This window comes from Faecalimonas umbilicata (assembly GCF_042846195.1).
GTDB classification, from domain to species: Bacteria; Bacillota; Clostridia; order Lachnospirales; family Lachnospiraceae; genus Faecalimonas; species Faecalimonas umbilicata.
Map to the genome: position 1 here is coordinate 2,256,574 of NZ_AP031411.1, position 25,339 is coordinate 2,281,912.

Here is a 25,339-nt window from a genome sequence, read left to right on the forward strand (position 1 = left end):
CGCCTTAGCCATCTCTCTTTTGACAGTATGTCTTATTTTTCTCTTATACAGACATAGTTTTTCTCCACTCCAGCGCCTTTCGTTCCAGATCTTTTACAAAGGAATCTTTTCCATCGCAATATCCCTCATTGTCATAGGTAAATTTCTCTGCCAGCTCTGTCTTCAGGGCAGCATATGCCTCCGCATCTTTTTTATGGGTGCGAAGATAGTCTCGTACTACCAGATGCCGCTCAATCTCTTTCCTGCTCTCCTCCGCAAAAATGTGTACATGATGGGTCCGCAAATCCCCTCCCTTCATAAAAAAACGGCGACCTAAGATCCCATACTCTCCCTTACACTCATACCCTAGCGCTTCAAATTCCTTATTGTGCAGATCCACCGCTTCCAGCTCTTTTACAACTGGCATCAGATCAATGATCGGCTTTGCCCGCAGTCCCTTCACGGAAGTGGAACCAATATGATAGACAGTAATACAGTTTTCTCCTAAAATTTCTTGAATCTTCGCAGCCTCCTGCCAGAATTTTTCTTTCCATTCTGGACAATAATCAACCACTTCTATCTTTCTTGCCATTGTTTCCTCCGCTATTTTATCAGCCGCTGAATCTGTTTGCTCTGCTCCGTTCCAGCCTCTTTTAGAAGTTCAAAGATAACTGCCTCATACGTTGTTAAAAAGGCGCCTTCCTTCTCGGCCCGCTTTAACGCGATCTTCCTGTCATAAGCTTTTCTGCTGGAGATACAGTCCACAACAAGAATCGGCACATGTCCATGTTCAATCAGGTCGATCACCGTCTGAAGCACACAGATGTGCGCCTCAATGCCGCAGAGAATGACAAACCGTTTTCCTTTGACAAACTCTTTGATATCCTCATAGGCGCTGAAGCTGATTTTCTCCACATGTTCCTTGATCCCCGCTGCCGCTATGATCTCTGGTACTGTCTCCCCAAGACCTTTTGTGTACTGCTGTGTCAGACAGATCGGTACTTCCAAAGTCGAAAGCCCTGAGAGCAAAATCCTTGAATTTTCAATCAGCTTTTCCTTTTTATGCATGACCGGAACAAGCTTCTCCTGATAATCAATTCCGATTGCAACCGTCTGTTCTTTCTCAATTCTCATCACAATGACCTCCTTCATAAACATTTCCGAAAATAGACCCATATTTCTTAACACTTCTTCAGCCTTTTCAGCAACAAAAAATGTATTGTATGCGTATATGCAGCTCGCAAAAACAGGTTAACCGCTAACTGCGATTTTTTAAAATTTGGCTGACAATTGCGTGAGCAGCCTCTTCTTTGGACATCAGTTCTAGTGCAATTTCTTCCTGCGGTGTAATCATAGTCACTACATTTGTGTCCGTCCCAAATCCTGCACCTGCCTGCTTTAAGTTATTTGCAACGATCATGTCGAGATGCTTCTTTTCCAGTTTCTTTCTGGAATTTTCAAGCATATGCTCGGTCTCCATGGAAAATCCACATAGAAACTGTTGTTGATGCTTGTGTTCCCCGAGGTATTTTAAAATATCATCGGTCCGCTCCAATTCGATGGTGAGAGCATCCTCTTTCTTTTTCATCTTTTCTGTGGCAATACTGGCAGGGCGATAATCAGCGACAGCAGCCGCTTTGATGATGATATCCTGCGATTCGGCATGTTCTGTGACCGCATCAAACATCTCTTTTGCAGATGTGACAGAAATCACAGTTGTAAATGGCGGCGGGGTCAGTGCACTTTGGCCGCTCACCAGAGTGACATTGGCTCCACGCAACATACAGTCACGCGCAAGGGCATAGCCCATCTTTCCGGTGGAGTGATTGGTAATGTAGCGGACCGGATCGATTGCTTCCTGGGTGGCTCCGGCAGTCACAAGGACATTTACCCCTTTCATATCTTTCTCCATTGCAATCTCTTTTAAAATATAGTTGAGCAGTGTCTGCTCATCCGGAAGTTTGCCCTCTCCGATATCTTTGCAGGCAAGCATTCCAGTCGCCGGAGCGATCACCTCAAAATCAAATTGTGTAAGCCGTTTTAAGTTATCCTGCGTGATCGCATTGCGGTACATATTGGTATTCATTGCCGGCGCAACGATTTTTTTGCATGTGCAGGCGAGGGTTGTCGTTGTGAGCATGTCATCGGCAAGACCGTATGCCAGTTTTGCAATGACGTTGGCGGTTGCCGGAGCGATCAGAACAACATCTGCCCGTTTTGCAAGAGAGACATGTTCCACATTATATTGAAAATTCCGGTCAAATGTATCGACAATGCATTTGTTGTTGGTCAGTGTCTCGAAGGTAATCGGGTGAATAAAGTTCGTCGCATTCTGTGTCATCAGTACATGCACATCGCAGTGAAGCTTTGTGAGCATACTGGCGAGATTGGCAATCTTGTATGCGGCAATGCTGCCGGTTACTCCGAGTATGACTGTCTTTCCTTTTAACATAAATGGTTCCTCCAATCTGGTACATTTCTGAACATGATTGTATCATATCACAGCACAGACTGCACGCGCAAATCTATGTTTTTCTTTTCAAACATCATTGCTTTTCAGAGAGCGACATGCTACAATAGCGCCGTAATTGTATTGTATCCCCAAAAAGCATACGGCTTACCGGGGAATAATAACAAGGAGGAAGAAAAATGAATAACGAAACAACTAACACAACGTCACAGGTAAAAGGACTTGTACAGGCTGCACTTTTCGCGGCACTGATCATTCTGATGGCTATGGTCCCATTTTTAGGGTATATCCCGCTCGGATTCACACGGGCAACGATCATCCACATTCCTGTGATACTTGGCGCATTGGTGCTTGGCCCAAAGAAAGGAGCTTTTCTCGGCTTGATCTTTGGATTGACCAGTCTGATCAACAATACGATGAATCCGACAGTCACATCTTTTGTATTCTCACCATTTTATTCACTGGGAGAAATTCAGGGGGGATTTGCAAGCATTTTAATTTGTTTTGTGCCGAGAATTCTGACAGGGGTTGTTCCCTACTATGTATATCATGGAGTCAGAAAAGCGACGACAAAATGGAAAGCATCCCAAAATACAGCACTTTTTGTGGCCGGGATCAGCGGAGCGCTCACAAACACATTGCTTGTTATGAATATGATCTATTTCTTTTTTAAAGATGATTATGCACAGGTCAATCAAGTGTCGGTGGATGCGGTATATGGATTTATTATGACGATCATTGGAATCAACGGAGTGCCGGAGGCAATTGTCGCGGCAATCTTAACGATGGTGATCGGACGTATTTTGTTAAAATTGAAAGAAAGATTACATTAAAAAATATCAGAAGGATAGTATTTATGATTTTAGCGATTGATATTGGAAATACAAATCTTACGATAGGATGTTTTGACGGAGAGCAGATCTGTTTTGCAGAGAGGCTCTCTACAGATCTGACAAGAACCGATTTAGAATATGCAGTCAGTATCAAAACTATACTGGAACTGTATGGAATCAAGGAAAGCAGGATTCGGGGAGGAATCATCTCCTCGGTTGTGCCACCGCTTACTAAGGTGATAGCTCAGGCAGCGAAAAAGGTTATTCACAGACAGATAAAAGTTGTGGGACCTGGAGTGAAAACAGGATTAAATATTCATATGGATCAGCCGGCTCAAGTCGGAAGCGACCGGATCGTCAATGCGGTTGCGGCGATTGAAGCGTATGAAGCGCCGATCATCGTTGTGGATCTTGGAACTGCAACAACCATTTCTTTGATTGATGAAAAGAAAAATTATGCCGGAGGGATGATCCTGCCAGGAGTGGCAACAGCTTTGGAGGCATTGACTGAGAAGACTTCTCAGCTTCCAAAGATTAGTATCGAACAACCGCGGAAGGCGATTGGAAAAAATACAGTAGATTGTATGAAGAGTGGCATTATCTATGGAAGCGCAGCTTGTATTGATGGAATGATCGACCGGATTGAGGACGAGATTGGACAAAAGGCTTCACTTGTAGCTACCGGTGGGCTGGCAGGCACAATCATTCCACATTGTAAAAAGGAAATTCCGGTTGATGAAACACTCCTTTTAAAAGGACTTCAGTTGATTTATAATAGAAATGATGAAAAAAATTAAGAAGAACTATAAGATGACGATCGCCTATGATGGGGGCGGTTATAAAGGATGGCAGAGGCTGACAAATGAGCCTGGAACCATACAGGGAACGATTGAACGTGTGCTCAGTAAAATTGAAGGAAGTCCTGTAAAAATAAGCGGCTCTGGAAGAACTGATGCAGGTGTACATGCCAAAGGACAGGTTGCTCATGCGTTTCTGAAAACAAACGAGGATCCGGAGTTGCTTCGGCAAGAATTGAACCGAATGCTCCCGGAGGATATCAGAATCTGTCTCGTCGAGAGTGTTTCCCAGTCTTTCCACAGCAGGTACAGTGCAGTATCTAAGGTGTATGAATACCGGATCGATCAGAGATCACGTGCAGATGTATTTACAAGAAAATACTGTTATCACAGACCGGTGCATCTTGATCTGGATCGTATGCGCCAAGCAGCCGATCACTTGACGGGCACACATGATTTTGGGAGTTTTACCGACAATAAAGAGGCTGATTCTGTGCGGACGATTTTTTCCATCGATATGAAGGAAGAGAACGAGAAGCTTGTGCTGGCATTCTGTGGAGATGGATTTCTATATCATATGGTTCGAATCCTCGCGGGAACACTTTTAGAGGTCGGAGAAGGAAGCCGCACACCTGAGAGCGTTCTGGAAGCATTTCACCACAGAGATAGAAGTCTTACTGGATTTCTTGCACCGGCGCATGGGTTATGTCTGCGGGAAGTGAATTATAAATAAAAAATACTATTCATAAAAATAACAGAAGAAATTATGAGGAGGTGGATAAATGAAATTTATTTCATGGAATGTCAATGGGATACGTGCCTGTGTCCAAAAAGGGTTTTTAGACTTTTTCAAGGAAGCAGATGCGGATATTTTCTGTATACAAGAAAGCAAGATGCAGGAAGGTCAGCTTAAGTTGGAGCTGGAAGGGTATCATCAGTTCTGGAACTATGCAGAGCGGAAAGGGTACTCGGGGACAGCAATTTTTACGAAACAAGAGCCGCTTTCAGTTGCTTACGGAATTGGAATGGAAGAACATGACAAGGAAGGGCGTATCATCACACTGGAATTTGAGGAGTTCTATTTTGTGACAGTCTATACGCCAAACTCACAGAACGAACTTGCAAGATTAGATTACCGGATGCAGTGGGAGACGGAATTTTTGAAGTACCTAAAGAAGCTGGAAGCGAAAAAGCCGGTGATCTTCTGTGGAGACTTAAATGTTGCACACAGAGAAATCGACTTAAAAAACCCAAAGACAAACCGGAAAAATGCCGGATTTACAGATGAGGAGCGCGGAAAGTTCACGGAACTGCTTTCGGCAGGATTTATTGATACATTCCGCTATTTCTATCCGGAACAGGAGGGGATTTACTCCTGGTGGTCCTACCGTTTTAGTGCAAGAGCAAAGAATGCAGGATGGAGAATTGACTATTTCTGTGTGTCAGAATGTTTAAAATACCGCCTCAGAGATGCAAAAATTCTCACAGATGTGATGGGATCAGATCACTGTCCGGTAGAACTGGATTTTGAATAAAATAGTTTTGCCAAAAAAGGCGGCAGGCTAGTCCATTCCCGGACACAGCCTGCTGCCTTTTTTTATCTTGATCTTCAAAACAGTGTCAATCGGATCCGGTAGCGGATAAGTAAACACTGGATTTGCTCCGAGCGACACAAATGCAACATCTTGGAACAATACTGTGTTCCATGCTTCCCCGCGTGTCATCTCACTTCCATCTGCAAGATAATACACCTTGTCCAACCAATCCGGTGCAATTCCATATAGGGGAAGTGCTCCGAGCGGCGCCTCATAAACATGTGCATAAATCGTATCCGCATTCTGCGTGTACCTTCCCCACTCCGGTTTTGGAATTTCAGAGATTCCGCAGCCATAGATACTCTCTCCATTTCGCTCCATCCATGCTCCGATTTCCTCAAGAATCTGCACACTTTCTTTCGGAATTCTTCCTTTCGCATCTGGTCCCACATTCAGAATCATGTTTCCGCCTTTGCTCGTACATTCTACAAGCTTTCGGATCAGCATATCTGCCGGTTTATATTCATGATCAAAATTGCAGTATCCCCAATGATTATTCATAGTTGCACAAAGTTCCCATGGAATGCGCTCCCCATTTTCATCTATGATCCCTTCCGGCGGGATGATCTGCTCCGGGCTTGCAAAATCTCCGCTATAGATCAGAGGTTCCGCAGTTGCAATACTTCCATGATTTTCCCCAGACCCCTCCAGTCTGTTGTCGATCACGACATCCGGCTGATATTTTCTTACCATCTGAATCAATTCTGTCGCACGCCATGTTTCTCCTCTCATGTCATCGTAAGAAAAGTCAAACCATAACAGGTCCAGTTTTCCGTAGTTTGTGACAAGTTCCTTTACTTGACCGTGCATAAAATCAAGGTATCTGTCAAAGTCTATCTGTGCATCCTTGTATCTCTCCTGATTTCTCATCGGGTGATGGCGATCTCCGTACTTCGGAAAATCTGGATGGTGCCAGTCGATCAACGAAAAATACAGTCCAACCCGAATCCCTTCTGCCCGGAACGCATCTAGAAATTCTCTGACAAGATCTCTTCCTGCCTTTGTATTTGTCGCCTTATAATCTGTCAGTGCCGAATCAAACAGACAAAATCCATCGTGATGCTTTGCCGTAAGGACCGCATATTTCATCCCAGCGCGTTTTGCCAGCTTTGCCCACTCTTTCGGATCATAGGCAGTCGGATCAAATTCTTGGAAATACTGTTCATACTCCTCATTCGTCATTTCCCTCTGGGACATCACCCACTCACCGCATGCCGGAATTGCATAGATTCCCCAATGAATAAACATCCCAAATCTTGCATCCATAAACCACTTCGTTCTCTCTCTGATTGCCTGATTCATTTTCTCACTCCGTTCTCTTTTGCCATGGAAACCCTCTTACTTATCAAGAATTGATTTTAACTCTTCCACAAAAGTATTGACATCCTTAAATTCACGATACACAGAAGCAAATCTTACATAGGCAACTGCATCTAACTCTTTCAGCTTGTCCATCACGATTTCTCCAATCACCTTGCTCGGAATCTCTTTCTCTTCTCTGCTGAAAATCTCTGTCTCTACTTCCTCCATAAACTTCTGGATCTGATCTGCCGAAACAGGTCTTTTGTAGCAGGCACTCAGTACCCCAGATTCAATCTTTCTTCTGTCATACTGCTCTCTGTTGTCATCTTTTTTAATTACGATCAACGGAATCGTCTCAACTTTTTCATAAGTTGTAAACCGCTTTCCACACTCATCACAGGCACGGCGACGACGGATCGAGCTTCCATCGTCTGCCGGTCTGGAATCGATTACCTTTGTATCTGGATTATTACAATAAGGACACTTCATGTTCTGTTCCCCTTCCACATTTTTCTTTAGTATATCGGTAATGGAAATCAATGTCAAATCATTTGCATGGAACAAGGTATTTTTCTTCACAGATTTCCACAAAAATGATATCTTCCCCTATTTTTTTAATGCAGGAAAATGGAATCACATACTCACTGTCCGATCCTAGAAAACCACAGATTTTTCCCGGCCCCGGAATGACGATTGCCTCGATACAGCCACTGCACGCATCAAATACAAGATCCACCGGATTTCCCAGCCTTTTACAGTTACAGACATTGATCACTTCCTTTTCCCTCAACTCACATACCCGCATTTTCTCCCCCTTTATTTCTTCTATTTCGTTTTCTATGTTTTAATGGACATATCTGTCACACAGCTGCTCAAATATTTTTACATGACACTGTTCATCTAAGATGATCCGCTCCAAAATTTTCCTGATATGACAATCCTGTATCCATTCTTTCTGTCTGCGGTATTTTGCAATGGTCTGTTGCTCCCCGCGAAGTGCATTCTGAAGAATGTCACCGATGTTTCTGGAATATTGATTGCAAGCCCCTGACCAGTAACGATATCGTCCTCTCTCGACACTCCACATGCGTGGATCTGCTCCAAGTAGATTCGCAAGTGTCGCAAAAGTGTGTAAATGATGCATCTCCACAATACTGATCTTATGAAAACATTCCGAGATTTCTTCAAATTTCCCCTCCGCAATCACGCCATTGTAAAAGTAAAGACTGACTGCCGACATTTCAGAGTCACACGCTCCTACATTGCCAAGCATTGCTGCCGCATACTGTCTGTTTTTCTCCTGCACACAGACTTCTGGGTATTCTGATTTGTCCGCATAAATATATTTTGTTTCTTCCATTAAAAAAAGCCTCCCTGATCCGTTCTACCATACAATCTATGGCAGTCCCGGATAAAGAAGACCTCTTTTCTATTTTCTTTTTTATTTTTTCACGACAGGATGATCGGCCGCTCTCTTCTTGCTTTTCAGAAAGCACTGCCTCTCTTTTTCCGTCACTAACGGATATCGATAACAGACACCGGACAGCTGTCTCTTGCCGCCTTTGCTTCCTCTTCATTTTCTGCTGTGACTTCCGCATATGCCTCCGCCAGCCCGCCATCTCCGAACCGGAACACTTCCGGACATTCTCCAACGCATGCGCCACAGGAAATACATCCTTCTTCTACAATCGCTTTCATGCAATGCCTCCCTACTCAGATTTTAACTGTTTTTTCAGCGGATATCCGCTTTTCTTTCTCTGAGAGTATTCCCAATCTCTGTTCTTTTCATACACTTTCACTATAACTTATTCTATTCTGCAAACTGGCTTTTGTACAACTCTGCATAGAACCCATTTCTTGCAAGCAGTGTTTTATGATCCCCCTGCTCAATAATATTTCCATCTTTCATCACAAGGATCACATCTGCTTCCCGGATCGTAGAAAGTCTGTGCGCCACAATAAAGCTTGTCCGTCCCTGCATCATTTTCTGGAATGCTTTCTGAATCTGTATTTCTGTTCTTGTATCAATGGACGATGTTGCCTCATCAAGAATCAACATCGGCGGAAGTTTCAGCATCACTCTTGCAATACACAAAAGTTGCTTTTGTCCTTGTGACAAATTTCCTCCATCCTCGGTAATAACCGTATCATATCCTTCCGGCATACGTTTGATAAATCCATGGGCATGCGCCGCCTTCGCTGCCGCAATAACCTCTTCTCTTGTCGCACCCGGATTTCCATATGCAATATTTTCTGCGATACTGCCAGATTTCAGCCAGGTTTCCTGAAGGACCATTCCAAAGCTTGCACGCAGACTGTCTTTTGTTACTTTTGAAACAGCATTTCCATCCAGCAATATTTGTCCGCCATCCAAATCGTAGAATCGCATCAGCAGGTTGATCAAAGTCGTCTTCCCACATCCTGTCGGACCTACGATCGCAATCTTCTGTCCCGGCTTCACAGTAAGATTAAGATGCTCCAACAGTGGTACCTCAGGCTGATAGGAGAACGATACATCCACAAGTTTTACTTCTCCTTGTACCTGACTTAAGACGACTGCATCTTTCTGATCCACCGTCTCCGTTTCCTCTTCAATAAAATCAAACACGCGCCTTGCGCAGGCAAGCGCATTCTGCAGTTCTGTGATCACACTGGAAATTTCATTGAACGGCTTTGTATACTGATTAGCATAAGTCAGAAAACAGGACAGCTGTCCGACAGAAATCGCTCCTCGCATCGCAAAGACTGCGCCGGTAATCCCAACTCCCGCATACACGAGTCCATTGACAAACCGTGTGCTTGGATTTGTGATGGAAGAAAAAAAGATTGCTTTGAGACTGCATGTCTGCAAGTTCCGATTGATTGCATCGAACCGCTTTAACGCTTCCTCTCCATAACCGAATGCCTGCACTGTTTTCTGATTTCCAATCATTTCCTCCACAAGCGAAGTCATCTCAGCTCTTGTCTCTGACTGCTTCTGAAACATCGTATACGTTCTTTTTGCAATAAAGCTTGCTACAAACAAAGATACCGGTGTGATCAAGATCACGACCAACGCAATCTGTACATGAATACCAAGCATAAAGACAAGCGTTCCTAAAATCGTAACAATCCCGGTGAAAAACTGGGAAAATCCCATTAACAATCCGTCTGAAAACTGTTCCACATCGGTGATGATCCGGCTGATCGTCTCCCCCTGCGGGCGGCTGTCCACATACTTTAAGGGCAGTACCTGAAGTCTTGCAAATGCCTTTATCCTCACATCCTTCACAACACGGTAGGTGATCCGGTTGTTGCACAGATTCATCAGCCACTGCGCCACACAAGTCAGCACAATGACAACTGCAAGTTTTTTCAAAATTGCAAAAACCTCCGGAAACTTTACCTGTCCTTTTCCAATAAGAACATCCACACCGTCCCCGATCAAAATTGGTGCATATAGTGTCAGAGCGACAGAAATCATCGCAAATACAAGTGACAACAATAAAAGATATTTATAAGGTCCGATCAGTTTTAATACTTTCCCCACCGTTCCTTTATTCTTTTTCATATTGCTCCACCTCCTCTTTGGAAAGCTGGGAATAACAGATTTCCCGATAGACCTCACATGTTTTTAACAGTTGCTGATGCGTACCGATCCCTGCAACCATACCATCATCCATAACAATAATCTTATCCGCATGGAGAATGGATGCCGCTCTCTGCGATACAAGAAAGACTGTCATATCCTTTGTCTTGTCCACAATGGCTTTCCGAAGCTTTGCATCTGTCGCAAAGTCCAGTGCCGATGCGCTGTCATCAAGAATCAATACTTCCGGCTTCCGCACAAGCGCACGGGCAATCGTCAGTCGCTGTCTTTGCCCTCCGGACAGATTTTTCCCGCCCTGACTGATCATCGTATCAAGTGCCTTCGGTTTTTCCTGAACAAACTCTTTTGCCTGTGCGATCTCCAGTGCTTCATAGATCTCCTCATCGGCAGCATCCTGTTTCCCCCACTGGATATTTGCACGAATCGTCCCCCGGAATAAAGTAGCTTTCTGCGGAACTATTCCGATTTTTCCACGCAGCTTCTCCATCGGATACTCTTTGACATCTGCACCATCAAAAAGTACACGTCCTTCTGATGCATCATAAAATCTCGGGATCAAATTGACCAAAGTTGATTTGCCTGATCCGGTTCCTCCGATAATTCCAACCGTTTCTCCTTTGCTTACAGAAAATGTTACATCCGAAAGCGCAGGTTCTTTTGATCCGTGATACCGGAACTGCACATGATCAAACAAAACTGCTTCACACTTTTTATCAGATACTTTTTCCATTCTGCTTTTCGGAGATTCCATCGTTGTACAAATAGCAAACACCTCGTTGATTCTTCCCGCAGATGCAAGCGCCTTTGTGAAAGATACGATCAGATTCGCAAGTGCCACAAGTGCGATCAGAATCTGTGTCATATAGCTGACAAGTGCGATCATCTCCCCCTGTGACACCTTTCCTGTATTCACTTCAAAAGCTCCGGCCCACACAAGTACAATGATCGCTCCATTGACGATCAGATAGGTCAGTGGATTCATCAGTGCTGAGATCCAGCCGACTCTCAACTGATCCTGCATCAATGTATGACTTTCCTTTTCAAATGCTTTCTGCTCCTCTTTCTGTGTCCGAAATGCGCGGATCACACGGATTCCTGCAAGATTTTCCCTCGTCGTCAAAAGAATCTGATCAAGCCCTTTTTGCACTTTCTTATAGATTGGAATTGTAATCATCATAATTCCATAGATGACAATGGAAAGAAGCGGTACTGCAACAACAAAGATCCATGCCAGTCTGAAGTTGACTGTAAATGCCATGACAACCGCCCCGACAACAATAAACGGTGATCTCAGGAACAGTCGGAGTACAAGATTGACTCCGGACTGCACTTGATTGATATCACTTATCATTCTTGTTACAAGCGTTGCACTTCCAACTTGATCAATCTCCTGGTAGGACAGCGTGCTGATATGGCGAAACAGATCATGGCGCAGCTCCGTCCCAAACCCTACTGCTGCCTTTGCCGCAAAGTACTGCGCCGTCAGCGAACATGCGAGACCAATCACACCTAACAGTATTAAAACTCCTCCCATTTTCAAAATGTACGGCATATCCCGGTTCTCAATTCCCACATCGATGATCTTTGCCATCACAAGTGGAACAATCAGTTCAAAACATGCCTCTAAAAGCTTAAAGAGCGGACCGATCACACTCTCTTTTTTATATCCTTTCAGATATGGAATCAGTTGAAACATCTTTTCCCATCTCCTCCTTCTAATGATTCTTTCTCATTATAGCGATTTCCGCCCGGAATGACAAGAAAAAGGAACACTGAAAAATGTATTTTTCAATGGAGTCCCTTTAGACATACCACCCGAGCGGAAATAAATATTTTATATAGTCTACAGCAGGCAAGTAAGCGGAGATATTGATCAATACCGGACAAATCACCAATTGTATCACAACAAAGGCGAGCACCCAGGCAGAAAGTGCCATACTGCTCCTGAACCATCCTCCGACAATTGACACCCACAGTGCGCCTATAAATACAAGCAGAAACATGCGAAACAATTCTATCACCACTCCTCTGCTCTCTCCGACAGCCATAACCACACCAATCCCTGTGACTGACGGAATTGTTACAGCTGCAAGATATCCGAGATACTCAAATCTCTTCTGTCTTTTCCGGTCTAAAGCTAGACAGATTCTTCTGCCATTCCCTTCAAACCTCCGTCCGAATGTCATCCAGAGCAAAACAAATAAAACTGTCTTTTACATTTTTTTACAAATACTCCGATAAAGTGCTATAATATTCTAACATTCGATCATGATATTTTCTAATGTTATCTTTGGAAGGAGGATTTGAAATGAATATAAGCAACATCAGCAATCAGCTTTATACAACCGCACCGAATAAAACAGGACGGCTCCCAAAGGAAATGGCAGTCTATTCTCTTCTAGATGAACTTTCCATCCCTTACGAACGCGTAGATCACGCAGTCACCGAGACAATGGAAGCCTGCGAGAACATCGACATGCTTCTCGGCGTGTCCATGTGCAAAAACTTATTTTTAAGAAACCGGCAGAAAACTGCTTTTTACCTTCTGATGATGCCTGGCACAAAAAAGTTTAAGACGAAAGATGTCTCAAAACAGCTTGGCACCTCCCGTCTTTCTTTTGCTGAGCCAGAATATATGGAACAATATCTGAACATCACACCGGGATCTGTCAGCGTTCTGGGACTAATGAACGACAGTCACCACGCCGTACATCTGGTCATCGATAAAGAATTGCTGGAAAACAAATATATCGGCTGCCACCCTTGCATCAACACATCCAGTCTGAAAATACGTACAGAAGATATACTGAATATATTTTTAAAACATACCGGGCATACATGGACGACTGTGGACTGATCCTAAAAAAATACGCCTTGTAAGAGAATTCACTTTTTCTCTCTGCAAGACGTATTTTCCTAATATTCTCCCTGCCATCTCCCCGAAACAATTTCCGTGATTTCTCCGGTTCTGAGACTTGCAGGAACATCTATGATCCTCTGATTTCTACTCCCCCGGTATGCAAGTGAAAGGCTTCTTTGCTCTTCGATATACGGTCCATCAATCAGTACATCCAGTTTCTCTAAAAGCATCCGCTGCTCTCGGGATCCCCGCAAAAGTTCTTCCATAGTAAATCCCGAATAACTCGCCACTTCGTATCCCCGGTTCTTTAATTTTCCTGCAAGCTCTGCAAATGCCTCCGCCTGGCTAAACGGCTCCCCGCCAGAAAATGTAACTCCCTTGGCAAGAGGATTCTCCTCAATTACCTTGACAAGATCGTCTGTCGTCCACCAGGTTCCTCCGTCAAATTCCCACGTTTCCGGATTATGACATCCTTGACAGTGATGGGGGCATCCCTGTGCGAACAATGTCATGCGGATTCCAGGTCCATCTACAATACTGTCCCCGGCGATTCCCGCAAGCCTTAGTTTTCTATTGTCCCAGTCCATGTTTTACTCTGTCTCTCTCTTCTGCTTTTTTTGCATCATTCCACTTGTCCATTGTTCCCACAAGATATCCCGTAATTCTTCTGATTCTCTCAAATTTTACATCTTTTCCAATCGTACATCTTTCTTCCATACTAAATCCTTCCTTTCACTAACCTATCTATTGTCAAAATATCTGCTGCCTTTTCCTGAAAATATTCTCTTTTCGTACTATCTGCATCCGCAAAATTGCGGCATTTCCGGATATAGCTTTCTCAGTTCTTTTAGCTTTTCGTCACTGATCGGCTCTCCTTCCCTCCGTCCGCATCTTGGGCACACATCATCGATCACACCTACATATCCACAGGCTGGATCACGGTCTACCGGATGATTGACACTTCCATAACCAATTCCGGCATCGTGCATACAGCGGATCACACTCTCGAATGCCTCCACATTTTTTGCAGTATCTCCGTCCAGTTCTACATAACTGATATGACCACCATTGGACAATGCATGATAAGGAGCTTCTTTTCTGATCTTCTCGTACGCGGAGATCGGATACCAGACCGGAATATGGAAACTATTTGTATAATACTCTCTGTCTGTCACCCCCGGTATCTTCCCATAACGTTTCTGATCCATCCGGAGAAATCTTCCGGACAAGCCTTCTGCCGGTGTCGCAAGCAACGTATAATTCATCTTAGTTTCTTTTGCTTTCGCATCCGTAAATGCCCGCATATGACCGATAATCTCAAGCCCCTTCTGCTGCATCTCTTCACTTTCCCCATGATGCTTTCCATACAGTGCCGTCAAAGTCTCTGCCAGACCGATGTATCCAATCGATAGTGTCCCATGTTTTAACACTTCCCGGACTTCCTCGTTTGGTCCTAGTTTTTCCGAATCCAGCCACACACCTTGTCCCATAAGGAATGGATAATTATATACACATTTCTTTGCCTGAATCTCAAAACGATCCATCAACTGTCTCGCAACTAGTTCCAACATTGCATCCAATTTCTGATAAAATACTTTCTCGTCTCCTTTGCTCTCAATTGCAAGACGAGGCAGATTAATCGAAGTAAAGGAAAGATTTCCTCTTGAATACGCGATTTCATGCTCTGGATCATATACATTCCCCATCACACGAGTACGGCAGCCCATGGTAGCAACTTCCGTCTCCGGATGCCCTGGTTTGTAATACTGAAGATTAAATGGCGAATCAAGAAATACAAAATTCGGGAACAGCCTTTTTGCACTTACCTTGCAGCTTAATCGGAATAGGTCATAGTTTGGATCTCCCTCATTATAATTGATCCCTTCTTTCACCTTAAAAATATGAATTGGGAAAATACATGTCTCCCCATTTCCCAGCCCTGCATCTGTTGCAAGCAGTACATTCCGGATGATCATTCTTCCTTCTGGGCTTGTATCTGTCCCGTAGTTGATAGAAGAAAACGGTGTCTGTGCCCCTGCACGACTATGCATCGTATTCAGATTATGTACAAATCCTTCCATCGCTTGATAAGTGTCGCGCTCCGTGTATTTCTCGGTACGCTTTCTGACCTTCTCAGTAATGTGTGCTGCCTTTTCTTCCGTAAAATGATATCGTTCGCAAAGCTTCTGCTGTACCGCACGATCAAATACTTCTTCCTCCTGCTTTAACCGTGGAAACAGTTCTTTTGTCTGCTTTAGTTCATTTAACATCTGTGTAATCTGTACTTCTTCATCCTCAAGATCAGCCAGATCCTCCACCGCTTCTGTAAGCTGCTTTTTATAAATTTTTTGGAAAGACTTTGCCACTCCCTTCGCCAGTCCGTAATCAAAGTTTGGAATGCTCTGTCCTCCGTGCTGATCGTTTTGATTCGACTGGATCGCAATCGCCGCCAACGCCGCATAACTTTGAATACACTGTGGTTCCCGGATCACTCCATGTCCGGTAGAAAATCCCCCCTGAAATAGTTTCTCAATATCTATCTGCGTACAAGTAGTTGTCAGCGAATAAAAGTCAAAATCATGGATGTGAATATCTCCCTCCCGGTACGCCTTCGCCTGTTCTGGTGTCAGCAAATATGCCTCATTATAATTTTTCGCTCCTGCCGCTCCAATCTGGAGCATGCTTCCCATAGAAGTATTTCCGTCAATATTCGCATTATCACGCTTCATATCGCTCTCGCGCGCATCTATATTCGTAATCTCATCGATTGTTTTCATCAGGCTTGTGTTTGCTTCTCGGATATGTGTTCTCTGTGCCCGGTACAAAATAAATTTCTTCGCCGACTCCTCAAACCCTTTCTTCATCAGAGCCCGCTCCACCGTATCCTGCACCTGCTCAATCTGAGGCGGCATATCTTCCGGCAACTTTTCAAGCTTACTCTGTACATCGTTTGCCACATTTGCAGCATCTGTCGCATCTCCTTCACCTGCTGCCTCCATCGCCTTTAAAATAGCCGATGCAATCTTGCTTTCGTCATACAGTACCACGCGGCCGTCCCTTTTGATAATACTTCTAATCATCCTGTCTATCGCCCTTTCTCTACAATATGTTGTGTCTATTCAGTATTATGATACTAAATATCCACAAAGTCAATACCTTTCTCCTCACTCTTTCGATACTCTGGACAACATTCGACACTGCCTTTTTACAGTGTTATTTTCACTGTTTTCTCCTTGTTTAAAAGGCCAGAACGTGCTGTTTTCAATAGAAAAACCGACATACCGATAAGCATTTTCATATCATAAAAAAGTAAGCCGCCCGGCTGTTCTGGTAGAATTTTGTCGATGAAATTTATACAAGAACCTTTTTTCCCTTCAGCAATTCGATGGCTGTTTCTAGAGCGGCAGACTATCTCTCAGACACAGTGCCCCCGAGGATGTCAAGTCATTGCCACAAAAAATATGCGGCTTTTTTGCCACCGAAATGGCTTAAAACCGCATATTTCTGTATAGAGGACGTTATATAATTGTCACAAAGTAGATGGGGAGGATGTAACATAATTGTTACATTAAATGGTCGAAAATTTGGAGGTTGGCAAATGCTTTCCTATATATCCAACAATCCCCACTCTATGTTCCGGGTCTGGTAAAAAATGTATTCTGCCTGGATAATTTCCCGGAAAACTTATATGCCAATAAAAATATTCTTCTTTTCCATATGGTGTTACAAATTTTCTATACTCATTTAATTCTTTATCTTTCTTCACCGACTCGGATTCTGTCCTGCATCCAAAACCAACTTCATTTTTATCAAACACTCCTTCATATGTTGCGAAATAATCCTCTAAAATCTGAATTCTTTTCATGATAGTTTGAATTTGTATTGAAACACGAGCTTCTTCTAATTGCCTTTTCACCTCTTTGCAAAAAATTAAATGTGGATATAATTGTTCTCTTTTTTCCCATAGCTCAGCTCCTGAAGAAATAATTAATGACTGTCGTTCCCTTTCACTTGTAATCAATTGATCTACATGATCCAAAATCCCACAATTTCTTACTTTGACTGCTTCATCTTCTTCGTCATTAATGGATACATATTTTCCCTCCATCCATTCCTTTTCCCATAATTCAGATGATAACAAACTAACTATGTAGCTATCCCATTCATATGCCATTAAAGCACCCTTAGCAGAAACAGAACCTTTATTTTCTAATTCTACAATCAGTTCACTCTCAAGGAAATCTCCTGTTTCTATTCTATGTCCTCTCTGAATCAGAGATCTAAAAAATTGCTTATCTTTTTGAGGCACATTTCGATCTTTCAACCAATCATGTATCGTATATTCATTAGCAATTTCTTCTGTCATTAATTCATCCGTATAATAGAAGTCATTGTCCTTATTCCTATGTTTCAATTCTTGACACACTTTTAAAAAGCCCGAAAATTGCTCAGTTAATGGTAATTTTGCAACCTGTTGTTTCAAAGAAATCTCATTAAATACCATTTATATTCCTCTTAAAATAATTCATCAATTGCTTTATCCCACTCATCAAAAAATCCCTCCGGCCAATTCGATAAACTGCCATCTTCTAAAATCTCCGGAGATGTTTTTTCATGTTTTTGAATTCCTTCTTCTGATAAATATTCATAAAAATAGTTTATTTTTACCTTATCAGATGATATTTTTTTATTGCGAACACTTAATCGAATTCCATTTAAAACATGATCGCTATGTGTTTCCATAAAAATTTGGACACCATTAGCAGCAGCTAAAGCAACTAATTCACCAATTTTTCTCTGACCACGTGGATGTAAATGTGCTTCTGGATTCTCAAGCACAAGTATGTCTCCCTCCCTTGCACTTAATAATGCAACAATAATAGGTAACGAATATGAAACTCCAAATCCCATGTTTAATGCATTTGTAGACTCTTCTCCTAAACTGTTACTTGTCGAATATCTCACTCCCATTAAATTCACATCTAAATAAGGAATTACATTTACCTTTATGTTTGGCGAGATTTCTGATAACCACGCATTTATCTGCAATTCAAGTCGTTCACTTGTTTCTGAACTATGCTTCATATTTGGATAAACTTTTACATCACTCCCTTTCTCATACAAGCATACTGCGGTTTTTTCACCTTTCACTCCAATTTCCGAATGCAAAGAGTTTTCATTTTCTATCGTGTCATAATAACGGCGAGGTCCTAATCTTTCTGCCGATATATACTCAAATTTTTTTGTAAGAAATGAATCTCTTTCAGATAAAGGTCCCTGACTTTCTGAAATCAAATTTCCAACTTTATCATACTGACACATCCATTTATGATCATTTTCCTCTACTTCTATAGAAAGCACATCATCTTTTCTAAACCAATACATAATATCAGTCTGAGTACCCAGTTCGACATATGATCCATTAAGGATTAAACGCTGATTTTCCAAACAATTATTTTTTTCATATGTTTGCCGCAATAATAATAATGCCTGAATCAATGTCGATTTTCCCATGCCATTAATACCTGTAAATAAATTCAATTCCCGACATGTAACATCAATTTTTTCAAAACATTTAAAGTTTTTTAATGAAATTTTTTCAATCATTCTAATTCCTCTTTAAATAAATTTATGGATTAATTCATCAACTGCTCTGATACGTGCGTATAATGCTTTTTTATCTGGAACTTTTAATAAATATAAATACTCTTGAGAGGCACATAACTGCATATATTCTTTTTGCACTTTTTCTTTTTTCTTTTCTAATAGTCCTACTGCCTCTGGTGTCAGTGTTTTAAATACATAACACCATGACTCAAAGATCACCTTATTAATTGGTCTTCGCCTTCCATCCTCACATATTTTTCTAAAACTGTTATTTCCCATTACTGCAAACATAGCCTTCATAACAAAGGTAAACTTATTCTTAATTTCTCTAATATACATTTCGTCAGCATGATTAAGAAATTTCATTCCTTCATTTAAGAACTCATCTATATTTCCATTATATAATTGTAAATCCAAATAACAAAATGAAACATATCTAAGGACAAATTCTCTGTCCAACATTCTTTCGCTTTTTATGCTTCCTGCGGTTGCCTTAATAAAACACTCTAATTTGGAACACTCTTGTAAAAATTTTGTTGCTTGACCTTGAAATAAAGCATTTCTTATTTCCTGCGGTTCAAGTGTCAACCCTCCTGTGTTAATTCTCTTAAAAATATTAAATTTCACATTTTCTGGTGTAGATGGATTAACTAGATAAACATTGATGACCGTTTCATCTATTCTCCTTTGAAACATTCTTGGTAATTTATCATAATTACAACCATTCAATTCAGGGAAAAATTCTAATTCTTGTAACTTTAAGCTTTTATCTACAACAAATTCTTTTAAAGTTGATACTCGCTGTAAACCATCAATAATTAACCACTCATCCTCATCAGTAGCATCAAAATAAAATGCCGGCAAAGGAATTCGCAAAAAAATCGACTCCAGCAATTGGCTTTTTTGTCTTTTACTCCACAATCCAGCTTTTCTTTGAAACGATGTATCAAATTCAATTTCTTCATTTTGTATTCTCTTTATTAATGCATCCAACGTCATAGGTTTCATGGTAATGCTTATTTTAGAAGGATCAAAAGGTCTAATCCGTTCACCTTCACATGAATATGCCGTAATATCTGGTTCAACATCCCCTTCTATCATTGTAATTCCTCTATTTTCAAAATATTTCATTACTTCTGCAAAGTTTATTTTTTCCGAATCTATTATCATATATACTAGATTCAGATTAATATTATTCCCTTGTTCTTCAGCTATTTTTACTAACTTTTCTAATTCTTCAATATCCTTTTTTTTAAGTGTAGTATCTTCCATTTACTCGCCCTCATTCAACCATCAAATTCTATAATGTATGGCATATTTCCAATTTTATACACAATATTTTATCTTATATAACTTTAAAGAGCAATCAAATCCTTCTATATTTAATAACTATTTTTCCATTCCACCTCCACTCTCCCATCATCATACACATATATTCCCTGCACGTATTCTTCCAGCATCTCTCGTGTCATCTTTTCATAGCCTAAATACTTCAACATCTGCTCCACTGGAACATTCTTTTTCATCAGGATTTCTTTCTCACCATTTATCAGTTCTTCCAGTTCCTGTACACGTTTCTGCAGTCGTTCTCTTTCTTCTTCCAACTGCTTCTTGGCTTCCATAAACTGGTTCTGGTTCATCTGTCCCTCGTGATACTTCTCATAGTTCCGGCGGTTCTGGATTTTTATTTGTTCTTGACGCTTTTCACAATCTGCACTTTCCATCTTATAGGCTTCTATACTGTCCTCATGTTGTTTTCTCATAGATTGCTGCATCTGTTCTTGGCTGATATTCTGACGTAAATATGCCTTAATTTCTGCCAGCACAATATGCTCCAGCATTTTGTTATCCGCTTTTCCGGCAAAACATCCTGTATCTTCTTTTCCTTTACTGTAAGCACAGCTATAAAGGATATGACCATGAACCGGACTGCTTGAAGTCAGGCTTCTGTGACAATTTCCACACTTCACATAGCCACCTAACAGTGTTGTTTCCCTGTCAAATTTACTTTTCTTTGTGTATCTAATCTGCAGGGACTGTGCTTTTTCAAAAACTTCTTTTGATACGATCGGCTCATGGTGATTTTCCATCACTTTCCACTGATTTCTCGGCACTGGTACTTCTTTCCCTGTTCCGGGATCTGGAATCTTTGTCTTTCCATAGACCATACAGCCTATATAAGTCTTATCATCCACAATCTTCCGTATCATATCACTCGTCCACTGCAATCCTCTTGATGCAGCTTTCTTGCTGTCTGATTTCTGTCGTCTGCTCATAGACTGCAAGGGAGTCAATACACCCTCTTCATTGAATAACTTACAAATCTCCATCTTGGAATATCGCTGATTGGTCAGTTCAAATACTCTGCGAATCACTTCCGCTTCGTCCTCTACAATCACCAGTTCTTTCTTATTTTCAGGATTGATTCGATACCCATACGGTGCAGAGCCACAGCAATACTCACCTTTTCCTCGTCTGGTACTGACTGCCGCTTTTACCTTTACGGACTGATCTTTCACATAAAAATCTGCTATCAGTCCTTTAAACTGTACTTCAATATCCGAACTCTTTCCCTTATAATCTTTAGAATCATATCGGTCTGAGATAGAAATGAATCGTACTCCCAGGAATGGAAAAATCTGTTCCAGATAAGTTCCCATCTCAATATAGTTTCTGGCAAAACGTGAAAAATCTTTTACTACAATACACTGCACTTTATTCTCCCTGGCAAGTTCCAGAACCTGCTTAATTGCCGGACGTTCCATACTGGAACCAGAATATCCATCGTCGTAGAACTCCTGAAAGGGCATAGCCACCAGTTCAGGAATATTGGAAATATAATCTTTTACCAGTTTTCTCTGATTAATAATGCTGTTACTTTCTCCCTCTGAGTCATCTTCCATGGAAAGGCGGTAATATCCAATAATCAGTTTCTGATCACTCATGTTCTACCGCCCCCTTAAACCCGAAGTTGATTTCCAGTTTGCCATCACCATATAGATACATACTTTCAATCAAGCTTTCTGCAAGTTCCGCATTGATTCTGGTTGTCCCATCCAGCTCCAGCAGGCTTCGTAAAAATCTGGCTTCTTCTTTCTGCTGTTTTTCCAGCTTTCGTATGGTCTGCTCTAAAGACTTCTTTCTCTCTTCGCAGAACTCTTTCCAGCTATTACGGTCATCTTTCATTTCTATATAGGCTTCTTTGGAAAGTTCCCCCTCTTTATATTGCATAAATGCCTGTGCCAGTTTTTCTGAACGTTTTTCCATATCTACATCCAATTTTCTGATTTCTGTTTGAACTTCTTTGATTTTGGAAAGAAATACCGCACTGCTTATAGCAGACATATCCTTTTTCCGTAAGCCAGATAACTGAAACTGTCTGGTCAGCTCCGAACGGACAATTTTCTGCAATTTTTCTTCAGAGATAGATTTATGACTACATTTCCTTTCATCCCGATACTGAGCAGCGTTGCAAAAATAATACACATTACCTCTGTATCTGCGTGTACACATTTTCCGCTTGCAGTCTCCACAATAGAATACATTATAAAATGCTCTTTCATCCTCTTCCCATCCTGCCGTAGTTTTTGTTGTTTTCTGTTGTGCTGCTTTTAACCTGACTTGTGCTTTGTCAAACAGTTCTCGGCTGATAATCGGCTCATGGGCATTTGGCGTAATAATCCACTGGCTTTCATCCAGTATATCACACCATTTTTCACCTCTTTGAAATCTGGATTCATATTTTCTCTGAACCAGATCGCCATAATAATTATTTCGATTCAGCACTGCACGTATCGAAGAATTTCCCCACTGATGAAGATTTTCTACGTCCTGACAGTACACATGATGATATCGGTTATAATCTGAAATCCGATGTACCCCATCCTCAAACAGCCTGTCAATAATGCTCTGTATGCCATCTCCTGAAGCATATTCTTCAAAAATCCTGCGGACAATCTTTGCGGCTTCCGGTTCTACAATTAACTTATAAATTCCATTTACCTTTTCCACACAATATCCGTATGGAGCTGTAGATCCCACATACTCACCGTTCTTCTGTGCAATACGTTTTGCTGCCCGTTCCTTTGCAGAAATGTCTTTTGCGTAAGCATCATTCACCAGATTCTTGATATTCATGGATAACTCCTGATTCTTAGCACCCAGTGCATAGGAGTCATAGTTGTCACATACAGAAACAAACCGCACTTTCATAAAAGGGAGAATCTTTTCCAAATAATTTCCGGTTTCGATATAATTTCTTCCAAATCGTGAGAAATCCTTTACCAGAATACAATTTATTTTACCTGCCCTGACATCATTCATCATCCGTTCAAATCCCGGTCTGTCAAAATTTGTTCCAGTTTTTCCCAGATCAGAATAAATGTCATATACAGCAATTTCATACTCTCTGTCTGGATTTTCATTGTGCTTCTGAATAAACTCTTTTATCAGCGTAACCTGTGTTTCAATAGATTCTGACTTTTTTTCATCACTGTCTACGGATAATCTGGCATAAATTGCAGCCATACATACCGGAATCCCAAGAACTTTCTTCTCTGTGTTTTTCTTATATCTTTTTGCTGTCCTTGCCATTTATCTCACCTCTTTCCTGCACTCTGTCCGGTGTTCCGCATAAAACCGTCTTATGACTTTCATTTTCTCAATCATATCCTGATAACGGATGTGAATTTTAATTTGCTTATTTTCATAAATATAAATTTTATCTACGGTCAGTGCCAGCAATGTGCGATCCAGTTCTTTGATTTCCAGTGATTTCTTCCAGTCCTCCAACTGAACAGTTGCAGACACTCCATCCTCAAACATTTGCTTCACCAGCTTTTTCTGATTTTCAATCATCTGCTCCAGTTCTTCACATTTTCTTCCGTAATTTTCCCGAAAATCATCGAACTCCTCTTTACTGATCAGTCCCTCTTTCAAGTCATCACTTAAAGACGCTTTCAGGCTGTAATAACGGTTATATTCTTCCTGCAACCTACTAATCTGCGTATCATAACCGATTACCTGATCGTAACTGACTTTCATTTCACAAAGTTCTTCCATAATCATCTGATAGTCTACGAAAAGTGCCGTATATGCCTGAATCTCTTTCAATACAATCCTTTTCAGCACCTCTTCCGGAATGCTGTGTCTGGTGCAATCTCCACCTTTATTTTTTGTCTGGCAAATATAAAAGGCTTTTTTCTTTCCCTTATACTGATTTACCCTGCGTATCATCGGTGTATGGCAATCTCCGCAAAATACAAAACCTGAAAAAAAGTTTGCACTGTCCGATGTTTTCGATGCCCTGCCATCATATTGAAGCAGCTTCTGAACCACATCAAAATCATTCTGCCTGATAATTGCCGGATGCGTATTTTCTACTTTCACCCACTCTGATTCTGGCTTATCCAGGCGTTGCTTTACTTTATAGCTGATTCGTTCCTGCTTGCCCTGTACCATGTTTCCAATATAGACTTCATTGGTCAGAATCCTTTTGATCTGCACTGCCGACCATTTCGGTGTATCTGAACTATGGAATCCGGAATTGTAATTTTCACCATTTGCCTTTTTATATTCTTTTGGCGACTGCACATGACGTACATTCAGTTTTTCTGCGATTGCTCCAAGACTGAACCCATCAATTTTCCATGAAAATATTTTTCTTACAATATCCGCTGCATAAGAATCAATCACCAGACAGTTCTTATTCTCCGGATCTTTGCAGTAACCATACGGGGCAAATGCTCCAATAAATTCACCTTTTTCACGTTTGATTTTCTGGTGGCTTCGCACTTTACCGGAAATGTCCCGGCAATAACTTTCATTTACAAAATTTTTGATTGGAACTACAAATGACTTCTCTGAAAAATCTGCTGTTTTACTGTCAAACTGGTCTGTAACTGAAATAAAACGCACATTTAAAGCCGGGTAGGTCTTTTCGATCCATCGCCCGGCTTCTATATATTCTCTTCCGAATCTGGATAAGTCTTTTACAATCACACAGTTTACTTTTCCAGCTTCTATATCACTTGTCATTCGTTTAAACTCAGGTCGGTCAAAATTTCCTCCTGAGTATCCGTCATCCACATATATATCAAAGATCTGAATATCCGGCTGGCTTTTTACAAAGCTCCGAAGTAACTCTCTCTGATTTGCAATGCTGTTGCTCTCTGACTTCGCACCGCCCTCTTCCATATCATCTTTCGATAACCGAAGATACAATGCAGCATCGTACATATCTGGCATATTCATTTGCATCTGTTCCATTTTACATCGCTCCTAACTTACTTATTCCATTGAATTTGAA

Annotated in this window: 25 protein-coding genes; 5 read left to right on the top strand and 20 right to left on the bottom strand. The window is 41.4% G+C overall.

Translation table 11 applies throughout. The annotated features are described in order from the left end of the window. Nucleotides 1-43: 43 nt before the first annotated feature. The 3 genes from ACGG81_RS10775 to coaBC all read right to left on the bottom strand — a co-directional run bounded on the left by ACGG81_RS10775 (nt 44) and on the right by coaBC (nt 2,431). The gene (locus ACGG81_RS10775; protein WP_009262468.1) at nt 44-571 is read right to left on the bottom strand and encodes a GrpB family protein; all 528 of its coding nucleotides are present in this window, start codon (nt 569-571) and stop codon (nt 44-46) included. Between the two features lie 11 nt (nt 572-582). Beyond that, complete coding sequence (locus ACGG81_RS10780) at nt 583-1,113, bottom strand: isochorismatase family protein (RefSeq protein ID WP_390108285.1); 531 nt, start codon at nt 1,111-1,113, stop codon at nt 583-585. Nucleotides 1,114-1,237: 124 nt separating this feature from the next. Then, nucleotides 1,238-2,431, bottom strand: coding sequence for a bifunctional phosphopantothenoylcysteine decarboxylase/phosphopantothenate--cysteine ligase CoaBC (gene coaBC, locus ACGG81_RS10785; protein WP_390108288.1), 1,194 nt, complete (start codon nt 2,429-2,431; stop codon nt 1,238-1,240). A gap of 197 nt (nt 2,432-2,628) precedes the next feature. Here coaBC and ACGG81_RS10790 point away from each other — a divergent pair, with 197 nt between their 5' ends. From ACGG81_RS10790 to ACGG81_RS10805, 4 genes are read left to right on the top strand one after another with little or no spacing between them, the layout of a single operon-like run. Next, the gene (locus ACGG81_RS10790) at nt 2,629-3,282 is read left to right on the top strand and encodes an ECF transporter S component (protein WP_320852471.1); all 654 of its coding nucleotides are present in this window, start codon (nt 2,629-2,631) and stop codon (nt 3,280-3,282) included. 23 nt (nt 3,283-3,305) lie between these two features. Further along, nucleotides 3,306-4,079, top strand: coding sequence for a type III pantothenate kinase (locus ACGG81_RS10795; protein ID WP_320852470.1), 774 nt, complete (start codon nt 3,306-3,308; stop codon nt 4,077-4,079). Then, nucleotides 4,063-4,812, top strand: coding sequence for a tRNA pseudouridine(38-40) synthase TruA (truA, locus tag ACGG81_RS10800; protein ID WP_270472594.1), 750 nt, complete (start codon nt 4,063-4,065; stop codon nt 4,810-4,812). Before ACGG81_RS10795 ends, truA begins: the two co-directional genes overlap by 17 nt. Nucleotides 4,813-4,861: 49 nt before the next feature. Further along, nucleotides 4,862-5,614: an exodeoxyribonuclease III gene (locus ACGG81_RS10805; RefSeq protein WP_390108293.1), complete on the top strand. Its 753-nt coding sequence runs from the start codon at nt 4,862-4,864 to the stop codon at nt 5,612-5,614. A gap of 27 nt (nt 5,615-5,641) precedes the next feature. Here the strand turns inward: ACGG81_RS10805 and ACGG81_RS10810 are convergent, their stop codons facing one another. From ACGG81_RS10810 to ACGG81_RS10845, 8 genes are all read right to left on the bottom strand, one after another. Then, nucleotides 5,642-6,976, bottom strand: a complete 1,335-nt coding sequence (locus ACGG81_RS10810; RefSeq protein ID WP_390108296.1) for an alpha-L-fucosidase — start codon at nt 6,974-6,976, stop codon at nt 5,642-5,644. 36 nt (nt 6,977-7,012) lie between these two features. Then, complete coding sequence (gene nrdR / locus ACGG81_RS10815; RefSeq protein WP_035102618.1) at nt 7,013-7,465, bottom strand: transcriptional regulator NrdR; 453 nt, start codon at nt 7,463-7,465, stop codon at nt 7,013-7,015. Between the two features lie 58 nt (nt 7,466-7,523). Then, complete coding sequence (locus ACGG81_RS10820; protein ID WP_008974813.1) at nt 7,524-7,781, bottom strand: PRC-barrel domain-containing protein; 258 nt, start codon at nt 7,779-7,781, stop codon at nt 7,524-7,526. Nucleotides 7,782-7,820: 39 nt separating this feature from the next. After that, complete coding sequence (locus tag ACGG81_RS10825; protein WP_008974812.1) at nt 7,821-8,336, bottom strand: ferritin-like domain-containing protein; 516 nt, start codon at nt 8,334-8,336, stop codon at nt 7,821-7,823. Between the two features lie 155 nt (nt 8,337-8,491). Further along, on the bottom strand, nt 8,492-8,674 hold the full coding sequence (locus tag ACGG81_RS10830; protein WP_390108300.1) for a ferredoxin: 183 nt from the start codon (nt 8,672-8,674) through the stop codon (nt 8,492-8,494). A 112-nt stretch (nt 8,675-8,786) separates the two neighbouring features. After that, complete coding sequence (locus ACGG81_RS10835; RefSeq protein ID WP_390108303.1) at nt 8,787-10,526, bottom strand: ABC transporter ATP-binding protein; 1,740 nt, start codon at nt 10,524-10,526, stop codon at nt 8,787-8,789. Next, complete coding sequence (locus ACGG81_RS10840) at nt 10,513-12,261, bottom strand: ABC transporter ATP-binding protein (RefSeq protein WP_390108305.1); 1,749 nt, start codon at nt 12,259-12,261, stop codon at nt 10,513-10,515. The genes ACGG81_RS10835 and ACGG81_RS10840 overlap by 14 nt, the downstream gene beginning before the upstream one ends. A gap of 106 nt (nt 12,262-12,367) precedes the next feature. Further along, nucleotides 12,368-12,751 (bottom strand): hypothetical protein, encoded by a 384-nt coding sequence (locus tag ACGG81_RS10845; RefSeq protein WP_390108308.1) that lies wholly within the window; start codon nt 12,749-12,751, stop codon nt 12,368-12,370. 122 nt (nt 12,752-12,873) lie between these two features. Here ACGG81_RS10845 and ACGG81_RS10850 point away from each other — a divergent pair, with 122 nt between their 5' ends. After that, nucleotides 12,874-13,422: a prolyl-tRNA synthetase associated domain-containing protein gene (locus tag ACGG81_RS10850; protein WP_390108311.1), complete on the top strand. Its 549-nt coding sequence runs from the start codon at nt 12,874-12,876 to the stop codon at nt 13,420-13,422. A gap of 59 nt (nt 13,423-13,481) precedes the next feature. On the opposite strand, the gene nrdG is transcribed toward ACGG81_RS10850, so the two are convergent. From nrdG to ACGG81_RS10895, 9 genes are all read right to left on the bottom strand, one after another. After that, nucleotides 13,482-14,012 (bottom strand): anaerobic ribonucleoside-triphosphate reductase activating protein, encoded by a 531-nt coding sequence (nrdG, locus tag ACGG81_RS10855; RefSeq protein ID WP_119987599.1) that lies wholly within the window; start codon nt 14,010-14,012, stop codon nt 13,482-13,484. Then, the gene (nrdD, locus tag ACGG81_RS10860; protein ID WP_009262487.1) at nt 13,996-14,142 is read right to left on the bottom strand and encodes an anaerobic ribonucleoside-triphosphate reductase; all 147 of its coding nucleotides are present in this window, start codon (nt 14,140-14,142) and stop codon (nt 13,996-13,998) included. Before nrdD ends, nrdG begins: the two co-directional genes overlap by 17 nt. A gap of 77 nt (nt 14,143-14,219) precedes the next feature. Then, entirely contained in the window at nt 14,220-16,505 is a 2,286-nt protein-coding gene (locus ACGG81_RS10865) for an anaerobic ribonucleoside triphosphate reductase (RefSeq protein ID WP_390108315.1), read from the bottom strand. Nucleotides 16,506-16,993: 488 nt separating this feature from the next. Further along, a complete protein-coding gene (locus ACGG81_RS10870) occupies nt 16,994-17,929 on the bottom strand; it encodes a hypothetical protein (protein WP_337434635.1) in 936 nt (311 codons plus the stop codon). Between the two features lie 11 nt (nt 17,930-17,940). Beyond that, a complete protein-coding gene (locus ACGG81_RS10875; RefSeq protein WP_118655925.1) occupies nt 17,941-19,032 on the bottom strand; it encodes a DUF3696 domain-containing protein in 1,092 nt (363 codons plus the stop codon). Nucleotides 19,033-19,044: 12 nt separating this feature from the next. Next, nucleotides 19,045-20,304 (bottom strand): DUF262 domain-containing protein, encoded by a 1,260-nt coding sequence (locus tag ACGG81_RS10880; RefSeq protein ID WP_337434636.1) that lies wholly within the window; start codon nt 20,302-20,304, stop codon nt 19,045-19,047. 110 nt (nt 20,305-20,414) lie between these two features. Further along, entirely contained in the window at nt 20,415-21,977 is a 1,563-nt protein-coding gene (locus tag ACGG81_RS10885) for a recombinase family protein (protein WP_390108319.1), read from the bottom strand. Beyond that, nucleotides 21,970-23,625 carry a recombinase family protein gene (locus tag ACGG81_RS10890; RefSeq protein WP_337434638.1) on the bottom strand — a complete coding sequence of 552 codons (1,656 nt, stop codon included), beginning with the start codon at nt 23,623-23,625 and terminating at the stop codon, nt 21,970-21,972. Before ACGG81_RS10890 ends, ACGG81_RS10885 begins: the two co-directional genes overlap by 8 nt. Then, on the bottom strand, nt 23,626-25,299 hold the full coding sequence (locus tag ACGG81_RS10895; protein ID WP_390108322.1) for a recombinase family protein: 1,674 nt from the start codon (nt 25,297-25,299) through the stop codon (nt 23,626-23,628). It lies immediately after the preceding gene. Nucleotides 25,300-25,339 lie beyond the last annotated feature (40 nt).